This is a genomic window from Nostoc parmelioides FACHB-3921, assembly GCF_014696625.1.
GTDB classification, from domain to species: Bacteria; Cyanobacteriota; Cyanobacteriia; order Cyanobacteriales; family Nostocaceae; genus Trichormus; species Trichormus parmelioides.
The window spans coordinates 1-9,923 of the sequence record NZ_JACJQL010000122.1; the positions used below are offsets into that span (position 1 = coordinate 1).

Below are 9,923 nucleotides of genomic sequence, written 5' to 3' on the forward strand. Positions count from 1 at the left end.
TACGCGATTAAATAAATCATATCGTAAACGTTGCGAAGTGCGACTTCTAGTCGCCGTAGCAACATCAGTTTAGAATCCCCTCTGCTTCTAGCAAGGGGAGATGTCAACGATACAGCCAAACTCTTAGTAATGAGAGTAATTGTTCTGTGTCTACGGGTTTAGTGATGTAATCGGAAGCACCAGCTTCAATGCACTTTTCCCGATCGCCTGGCATGGCTTTGGCGGTTAAAGCAATAATGGGTAAGGTGCGGAATTGCTTTTTTTGACGGATACTCCGGGTGGTTTCGTAACCGTCCATTTCTGGCATCATCACATCCATTAACACGGCGTTAATATCAGGGTTGGCTTGTAGTAGTTCTATACCATCTCTGCCATTTTCGGCAAATAAGACCTGCATTTGATAGCTTTCTAACAAGCTGGTGATGGCGAAGATATTTCGCAGGTCATCATCGATAATTAAGACTTTGCGATTTGCTAAAATTGGGTCAGTTTGGTGTAATTGTTCGAGTATTTGGCGTTGCGGCTGGGGTAAATTTGCTTGTACTCGATGCAAAAATAGGGAAGTTTCGTCTAGTAACCGTTCAGGCGATCGCACATTTTTAATAATGATACTCTCTGCTAGTCTTCTAAGTTGCGTTTCTTCTTGACGGCTGATTTCTTTGCCTGTGTACACAATAATTGGTAATTTCACGAGATTAGGCTCTTGTTTGATTTGCTCTAGCAGTTGTAAGCCACTCATATCAGGTAAACCAAGATCCAGAACTATACAATCAATGTGCTGCGATCGTAAAATGTCTAAGGCTGCGGCTCCCGTATTCACAGCTATACTCTGAACATCACCATTCCCAATAAGTTCGATAATACTTTGGGCTTGTACAGAGTCATCTTCTATCACTAAAAGACGTTTTACCTTGCGATCAATAAAGCTTTTGATTTCTGTTAATGTGTGATTTAGTATTTCTGGAGAGACTGGTTTTTGTAAAAAAGTAATCGCCCCTAACTGTAACGCTCTTTGCTCTCGGTCATCAACAGAAAGTATATGCACAGGAATATGTCTGGTTTGAGGATCATGTTTGAGTCGGTCTAACAGCGTCCATCCATCCATATCCGGCATATAAATATCTAGAGTGATGGCATTGGGTTGATATTGTTGTGCTAAGGCTAAACCTTGTTTGCTGTTTAAAGAAACAATAGCTTTAAAGCCTTGTTGCCTTGCCATATCTAGTAAAATCCGAGCAAATTTATCGTCATCGTCTATGATGAGTAACAGGCGATCGCCTTGTTGAATTATCCCTCGATCATCGGTGATGCTATTAGCAAGAGCAATGGGTTGTAAATTTTCTGGAGATGCTGGCGGTAGCTGGTATGCAGGTGATGTCTGCTGTTGTGGAATTACTGTTGTTTTATTTTCTGGATAAGTTTGAGGTAAATATAGGGTAAAAGTACTTCCCTGTCCTGGCTGACTGACTAATCCGAGCCTACCACCCAACATTTGAGTTAGTTCACGGCTGATGGATAAACCTAAACCTGTTCCTCCATACTTGCGGCTGGTTGTACCATCTACTTGCTGAAACGCTTCAAAAATAATTTGTTGTTTCTCCTGGGGAATACCAATACCTGTATCACTAATAGCAAAAGTAATCATAGGATAATCGGTATTAATTTGGTCTAAGTCAATTTTGAAAGTGACCCCTCCTTGCTCGGTAAACTTAAAGGCATTAGCTAAGAGATTTTTCAGAATTTGTTGTAAACGTTTAGGGTCGGTTAATATTGTTGACGGCAATCGCTCATCAAGTTCAATACTAAAACTGAGGCCTTTATCTTGGGCGACTTGCCGGAAAGTTCGTTCTATATAACCATGCAAATCAGCAAAATCTATCGGCTCTAGTTCTACCGATAAAGTACCAGATTCAATTTTTGCTAAATCTAAAATATCATTAATTAACTCTAAAAGATCAGTCCCCGCCGAGTAAATTGTTCGGCTATATTCCACCTGTTTATTACTTAAGTTACCACTTGAATTATCTGCTAGGAGTTTAGCTAGAATTAACAGACTATTAAGGGGTGTCCGTAACTCGTGGGACATATTTGCTAGGAACTCTGATTTATATTTGGAAGACAAAGCTAATTGCTCTGCCTTTTCTTCGATGAATTTTCTCGCTTTTTCAATCTCCTGATTCTTGCGAGCAACTTCACTATTTTGAATTTCCAATAATTCTGCTTTCTCTTCTAGTTCTTCATTCAGTTGCTGTAACTCTTCATTCGATTGTTGCAACTCCTGTTGCTGCTGTTTTAATAGTAATTCCGAATTTTCTAAATCCTGTGTTTGCTGTTCTAGAAGTTGATTGCTTTGTTTCAGTTCTGCGGCTAAAGCCACAGATTCATCTAAGAGATTTTGCGTTTGGGCGCTAGCATAGATACTATTTAAGAATACACCAATGACTTCGCTAAATTGGTCGATAAATGTCAAATGCAATTCACTGAAACGACGAAAAGAAGCAATTTCAATCACAGCGATTACTTCTGTTTCAAACAGCACTGGTAATACAATAATATTTAGTGGTAAAGCTGCTCCCAAGCCGGAACTAATGCGGATATAATCGCTGGGGACTTCAGTTAAAAGAATCCTTTGTTTTTCTAAGGCGCATTGTCCTACTAATCCCTCACCCAACCGCACCAGATTAGCTAAATTTCGGCGCTCATTATAAGCGTAGCTACCGATTAATTTGAGTGTAACCTCATCATGAGTTCTATCAATCACATAAAATACACTTTGCTGAGATTCTACTAGTGGCGTTAGTTTTGACAAAATTAAACTAGACACACTTTCGAGATTGCGCTGTCCTTGCAATAACTGAGTAAATTCAGCTAAATTAGACTTGAGCCAATTTTGCTCCTCATTTTTTTGGGTTGTAATGCGTAGGTTAGCCACCATTTGGTTAAATGTACGTGTTAGGATACCAATCTCATCTTGGCGGATACTATTTGGTAAAGTAACGGCTAAGTCTCCACTAGACATTCTCTCTGCTGCATGAGAAATTTGCTGTAATGGAAAGGAGATATGTCTAGTCAATAAATACCCAATTAACGCGAGGATGAAAGAGACAAGTGGAATGCTATAAGTGATAGTGGCAAGAGTATTGTTGGCAGCATTTTGTGCCATTGCTGTTCGCTGTTCTAATAATTTCAATTCTTCAGCATTCATCTGCTGGCTGATGTTCCTAATTTCTGCCATTATCGCTCTGCCCCTATCTGATAGTATAGATTTTTGAGCAGCTTCAAAACCTTGATTTTGTCGCAAATCAAGCACGATTTGCATCACAGATATTCTTTCATTAATTAGTGGCTCTAATCTGGAAATATAGCCATGTTGCTGAGGATTATCTAATGTTAACTTTTGCAGTTCTTTAATTCTTATTTCTAAAGATTTTGTGGCTTTTTGATAAGGTTCTAAATAGCGCGCTTCCCCAGTAATAATGTAACCCCGTTGCCCACTTTCTGCTGTGGACAACAGACCATTAAGGTCGGCAATTTGCCTGAGTACTTGGTAAGTATGTCGTTCTTTATGGGAAGCAACAATTAGTTCTTGAATACTTTGATAAGAAACAAAACCTATTGTACTCAGAATGGTGATGCTAATAGCAAATCCCGCTCCGATTTTAGAACCAATTTTGAGACTGTTAAACATTATTACAGGATTATTTTCAAGCTAAGGTTGCTGTTATTAATTAATATCCGCAGTTCACGCAACTACCTAATAAATAAGATATACCGAAAAGGTTGACTAAAAGTATTGATTATTAATCGCAGATTATACAACACGATTTTTTTAATTAAGCTAATGCGCGGCTAAATTATATAACTACTAATAAGGGCTGTTAACTGTTGACCGTTGACTGTTAACAGTTAACAGCCTCACGATGGATTGTACAACTTAAAAGCAGAATAGCTTAAAAGCTGGAAAATTATAGGTTAAGTAAAATTAACATTTACGCTTGATGGTCAGAAATGCTACAAACAAAATTGTAGTTCCAGCGTTTTTATGCAGTGCAAGCATCAAAACCTTCTATAAACACTTGTTGTTCATCATTTGTCAATTAAATACCAAAGTATAAAATTTTGAGGTAATTGATGCTTCATCAGCAGTTTTGCATATCTATTTTAACTAGCTTAGTAACCATTGTTGCTTACCCAGCGTTAACCTATAATCCCTTTTTGACACCATCTACTTTGCCCATAGTCCAAACAGATAGTCCAACTTTGTTAGCAGCAAGTTATCTTTCACCATTAGAACAGCAGGTGATTGAAGAAATGAACAAAGTGCGGACAAATCCTCGATCATATCTACCTATCATAGAAAATTATAAAAAACGTTTCCAAGGTAATCGGGTGAGAATTTCTGGTAATACCTATCTTGTTACCCAAGAAGGAGTCAAGGCGGTAAACGAGGCGATCGCTTTTCTCAAGTCAGCCCGTCCTGTGGGAAAATTAAAAGCATCTAAGGGAATGTCTTTAGGTGCTAGAGACCATACGAAAGACCAAGGCCCAAAAGGTGTCACTGGTCATAATGGTAGCGATGGTAGTACCCCCTTCACTCGTATTAATCGCTATGGAAAATGGCAAACCACGGCGGCGGAGAATATCAGTTATGGCCCCAATACTGCTCAAGATATCGTTATGCAATTGATTATTGATGATGGCGTACCATCACGCGGTCATCGTACTAACATTTTTAACGGTGCTTTTAAGGTCGCGGGTGTTGCTTATGGTAATCACAAAGTTTATAGGACAATATGTGTGATTACTTATGCAGGTGGGTTTTTGGAAAAATAAGGGAATAGAAACTAGAGACTTTGCGAAAAATTTCACTCATATTGTGGAGCTAAATATAGCGATTTGCAGTTGAGTCAAATACAGACCTAACCCCCAACCCCTTCCCTTGTAGGGAAGGGGAGTGAGAATCAAAGCCTCTCTCCTACAAGGAGAGAGGTTTGGAGAGAGGTCACAATGTATTGCATACCAACGAGAATCGCTATATATCTTGTTGATTAGCTCCCTAGTTATGAAATCACTGAAGAATAAACTGCAATTTTGGAAGTCTGTTCCCGAAGCATCACAAAAAAGCTGGGAAATCTCACCACCAAAATCTACTCTCTCACCCCTAGAACAACGAGTGGTAGAGGAGATGAATAAAGTACGGACAAATCCCCAAGCATACTTACCAATTTTGCAAAGTTACCGCCAGCGCTTTCAGGGGAACAAAGTTAAGTTGGCTGATTACATTTATTTGCAAACTCAGGAAGGGGTAAAAGCCGTAGATGAGGCGATCGCTTTTCTCAAATCAGCCCATCCTGTGGGAGCATTAAGCATATCTGTGGGGATGTCTTTGGCTGCAAAAGATCACGTCAAAGATCAAGGAAAAACAGGTGCTACAGGACATTATGGCAGCGATCGCAGCGATCCTTTCACTAGACTAAACCGCTATGGTAATTGGCTAGTCACCGCAGGCGAAAACATTAGCTACGGTTCCAACACCGCCCAAGATATTATCATGCAGTTAATTATTGATGATGGCGTACCGTCGCGCGGTCATCGCACCAATATATTTAACCCTATGTTTAAAATTACAGGTGTAGCCTTTGGGATTCACGCCAGTTACAGACAAATGTGTGTGATTACCTATGCAGGCGGTTATACAGACCAATAAGCTATTCCGTTGCACAATCCATCTATTAACAGTCAACAGTCAACAACTCTGATTAGTAGCTACGCTATTTAGACGCGCACTAGCTTAATTTTTGCTTCCCTACTATTTAATGTTGCTTTTGTTTTCAAAAATTAAACTGATGCGTTTGGCATTTATTATATGCTTATATAACTGTAGAGATATTTAGCTATATAAAGGAGTCTCATGGTTAATTCGCTGACAACTCCAGAGCCTCAAACGCTGAAACCAGGTGTTAAAGCACCTGTGCAGGAAACATTACTAACACCTCGGTTTTATACTACTGACTTCGATGCAGTGGCGAATTTAGATATTTCTGCCAATGAGACTGAGATTCGCGCAATTGTTGAAGAATTACGTGCTGACTACAACCGCCATCACTTTGTGCGTGATGAGGAATTTAAACAATCTTGGGATCATATTACTGGGGAGAAGCGCCGCGCCTTTATTGACTTTTTGGAGCGTTCTTGCACCTCAGAGTTTTCGGGATTTCTGTTATTCAAGGAATTATCACGCCGCATTAAGTCCCGTAATCCTCTGTTAGCGGAAGCTTTTGAATTTATGGCGCGGGATGAGGCTCGCCATGCGGGATTTTTGAATAAATCCATGTCGGATTTAAAACTTTCCCTAGATTTAAATTATTTAACCAAAAATCGTACATATACCTTTTTTCCGCCAGAGTGGGTGATTTACACAGTCTACCTATCGGAAAAAATTGGTTACTGGCGCTATATTTTGGTACATCAACATATGCAGGAGCATCCTGAATACCAGTTTTATCCACTATTCCGTAAATTTGAAAGCTGGTGTCAGGATGAAAACCGACATGGTGATTTCTTTAAGGCACTGTTGCGATCGCAACCTCAACTATGGAAAAATTGGAAAGCAAGGTTGTGGGTGCGGTTCTTTCTATTGACTGTGTTTGTTACTCATACCATGACTGTATTTGAACGGGCATCATTTTACGAATCCATTGGGATTCATCCCAGAAAATACAACAACAGAGTCATTCAAGAGACCAATAACACCTCAGCCAGAGCATTCCCTCTCATCTTGAACACTAATCACCCGCTATTTTTCTGGCGCTTGGAACAGTGTTGGGAAAATAACATGAAATTAGCAGCAATTAAAAATAACAAACTGCCCAATTTCGTCAAATTCTTCCAGAGAATACCACCAGCCACGGCGATTTTCTGGAATATGCTGCGGCTTTTCCTAATCAAACCAATTGATACGGAAGCAACACGGGGGACGGTTCTTTAAGAGGGGTTTAGGGGTTTAGGGGTTTAGGGGTGTAAGAGTTAAAAACCCTTACACCCTTACACCCTCACACCCCCAAAACTACTGATTTGCCAGAATTAACTCCGGCTGTGTCTCTTCTGGGTCTGGCAAACCGTACATTGAGCGATAGAGTTTGTCGTACTCCTTAGCGGATTTGTACCAACTGAAGTCTTGACTCATACCGCGCTTTTGTAGTTCTTGCCATTGGGGTTTGTAGCGGAAGCCTTCCCAGGCGCGAATCATGCAGGTAAATAAGTCTAGGGGTTCGTAGCGGTCGAAGCAGTAGCCTGTACCTGCTTCGTTTACGGGGTCGTGGTGGGATACGGTGTCAACTAAACCCCCAGTGCGGCGGACGATGGGAATGGAACCGTAGCGTAAAGCCATCATTTGACTAATACCGCATGGTTCAAAGCGACTGGGCATTAAAAAGGCATCAGAACCGGCGTAGATGCGGCGGGATAGGGCATCATTGTATAGGAGATAGGTCGCCATACGTCCGGGGTAGCGGGAGGCTAATTGCCACATTTGGGTTTCGTAGTAGCGATCGCCTGTTCCCAACAAGACGAACTGAGCATCAGTATAAGCCATAAAGCGATCGAGCATTTGGATGACTAAATCTAGTCCCTTTTGCTCGACTAACCTTGTCACCATGCCAATTAAAAAGGCATTGCTGTTAACTTCTAACCCTACTTCTTCTTGTAAAGCAATTTTGTTGGCTTTGCGTTTATCTAAAGTATCGGCAGTAAAAGTTTGAGCAATATATTTATCATTAGCTGGGTCGTAAACTTCCGTATCAATACCGTTAACAATCCCAGATAATTTACCACTGATGAAGGACAGCAAACCTTCTATTTTTTCACCGTAAGCTGGGGTCTTGATTTGCTCGGCGTATGTAGGAGAAACGGTATTTACCCTGTCGGCAAACTGGACAGCCGCCGCCATTGTGTTGTGTCCCTGCATATACCAAGGACACCAAGTAATTTTATCTAGATACCAACGCCAAGGCCCTTGGTAAGCTAGGTTGTGGATAGTGAAGACTGTGGTGATATCTGGTGATTGGTTCATCCACACAGGAATCATGCCTGTGTGCCAATCGTGACAGTGAATAATTTCTGGTTTCCAGTAATTCCAACAAAATTCCGCCGCACCATTGGAAAACAAGGTGAACCGCCAGTCTTCATCATCTCCCGAATAAATCCGCCGGGGGTTGAAGGCTGGATGCCCAAATAAATACAAGGGAACATCAGTACCAGGCAGAACTGCTTCGTGAACTGTAAAGTCCTGAAACATGGCGTATCCCTTCCAGATTGGATCTTTGGGAATTTCCATTTTGTCTGGCAAAAAGCCGTAATAGGGCAAGAAGATACGTACATCATGCCCCATTTTTCTCAAGACCTTAGGTAATGCACCGACAACATCACCCATCCCTCCTACTTTTGCAATGGGTGCTGCTTCTGCTGCCACAAATAGAATCCGCATGGTATTTTTTGTTTCCCTGATTCTGCCTATACAGTTATCAGTATCAGCTATCAGTTCTTAATTGTTCACTGTTCACTGACTACTGATTACTTATCTAAACATATATAGTTGACCAATCGATTAAGAACCACGTTGGATCTCTGCAAAGATTGTATTTAAAATCTCTTGCGCTCCTTGTTCCCGGAGGAGTTCTGCTAATTTTATACCGATCGCTTCGGCATCACTAGCATTACCCGAAACGGTGTCTTTCACTAGGTTTTGACCGTCTACACTGGCAACCACACCTGTGAGGATTAATTCATCACCATTGATTTCTGTATTTACACCAATTGGTACTTGACAACCGCCCTCTAAACTGCGTAAAAAGGAGCGTTCAGCCAGACAGCGATCGCGTGTTTCGGGGTGTTCAATGGCTTTGAGTACGGTGATTAATTCCGCATCATCAGCACGGCATTCAATCCCTAGAGCGCCTTGTCCGACGGCGTGGAGAGAGATTTCTTTGGGGAGGATTTGGTGGACGCGATCGCCCATACCTAAGCGTTGTAACCCGGCAGCCGCTAAAATTAGACCGTCATACTCGCCTGCATCAAGTTTAGCTAACCGTGTATTCAAATTTCCCCGTACATCTTTAAATGTCAAGTGGGGAAATTGGTTGCGTAACTGCGCCAAGCGTCGCAAAGATGATGTCCCAATTACCGCGCCGGCTGGTAAGGTATCAATTTGCTTATCCTTAAAATTTTCATGCACTACTAGCGCATCGGCGGGGTTTTCCCGTTCTGTAATGGCGGCTAGTGCTAACCCTTCTGGTAAGTTAGTCGGCAAATCTTTGAGGGAATGAACAGCAAAATCGATCTCCTCATTGAGCATTCCCACTTCCAGTTCTTTGGTGAATAGTCCTTTATCGCCGATTTTGGCTAATGCTACATCAAGGATTTTGTCGCCTTGGGTAGACATGGTGTGGACTTCAAAATTGATATCAGGGAAACTGTTTTGTAATTGCTCTCTAACCCAGTATGTCTGAACTAGAGCGAGTTGACTTTTACGAGAACCTATACGGATTGTGCGTCTAGCACTGGAAACAACTGAAGTCATAAAACAATATGTCAAACCAGGCGATAATTTCACTCTCATCTAGACTACCGCAGTGGGTGACTCCCTGATTGGTTTCCCCTGATGCAAATTAAGTTTATTTTGGCCTTTCTTTACACTCTTTTACATTATTTAGAATTACTCAACATTTTCCTATTTCTATCTTAATGGAGCAAGAGGACTCCCGTTACAGTCGCAAGACTTAACGGGATGATGAATTGCGACCAACATAAAAATTGAGAGCAGCGAATCATTGTTTTGGTTGTTCTTGGCTCTCAACGTAATTCTTTAATTGCTCAACCGTGACACCACCACAACTAGCCACAAAATACGCACCAGTCCAAAAGTA

General features: G+C 41.3%; 7 protein-coding genes. 3 read left to right on the forward strand and 4 right to left on the reverse strand.

What is annotated here, in order from left to right:
• Nucleotides 1-103 precede the first annotated feature (103 nt).
• Nucleotides 104-3,688, reverse strand: a complete 3,585-nt coding sequence (locus tag H6G14_RS31920; RefSeq protein ID WP_190572860.1) for a response regulator — start codon at nt 3,686-3,688, stop codon at nt 104-106.
• A gap of 443 nt (nt 3,689-4,131) precedes the next feature.
• Here H6G14_RS31920 and H6G14_RS31925 point away from each other — a divergent pair, with 443 nt between their 5' ends.
• From H6G14_RS31925 to acsF, 3 genes are all read left to right on the forward strand, one after another.
• Nucleotides 4,132-4,833 carry a CAP domain-containing protein gene (locus H6G14_RS31925; RefSeq protein ID WP_190572862.1) on the forward strand — a complete coding sequence of 234 codons (702 nt, stop codon included), beginning with the start codon at nt 4,132-4,134 and terminating at the stop codon, nt 4,831-4,833.
• 229 nt (nt 4,834-5,062) lie between these two features.
• Entirely contained in the window at nt 5,063-5,707 is a 645-nt protein-coding gene (locus H6G14_RS31930; protein ID WP_190572864.1) for a CAP domain-containing protein, read from the forward strand.
• 204 nt (nt 5,708-5,911) lie between these two features.
• Entirely contained in the window at nt 5,912-6,988 is a 1,077-nt protein-coding gene (gene acsF, locus H6G14_RS31935) for a magnesium-protoporphyrin IX monomethyl ester (oxidative) cyclase (protein WP_190572866.1), read from the forward strand.
• 78 nt (nt 6,989-7,066) lie between these two features.
• On the opposite strand, the gene glgA is transcribed toward acsF, so the two are convergent.
• From glgA to H6G14_RS31950, 3 genes are all read right to left on the reverse strand, one after another.
• Nucleotides 7,067-8,485 (reverse strand): glycogen synthase GlgA, encoded by a 1,419-nt coding sequence (gene glgA / locus H6G14_RS31940; RefSeq protein WP_190572868.1) that lies wholly within the window; start codon nt 8,483-8,485, stop codon nt 7,067-7,069.
• Nucleotides 8,486-8,605: 120 nt separating this feature from the next.
• On the reverse strand, nt 8,606-9,577 hold the full coding sequence (gene hemC / locus H6G14_RS31945) for a hydroxymethylbilane synthase (RefSeq protein ID WP_190572870.1): 972 nt from the start codon (nt 9,575-9,577) through the stop codon (nt 8,606-8,608).
• A gap of 247 nt (nt 9,578-9,824) precedes the next feature.
• A partial coding sequence (locus H6G14_RS31950) for a transposase (protein ID WP_190566753.1) occupies nt 9,825-9,923 on the reverse strand: 99 nt, incomplete at its 5' end.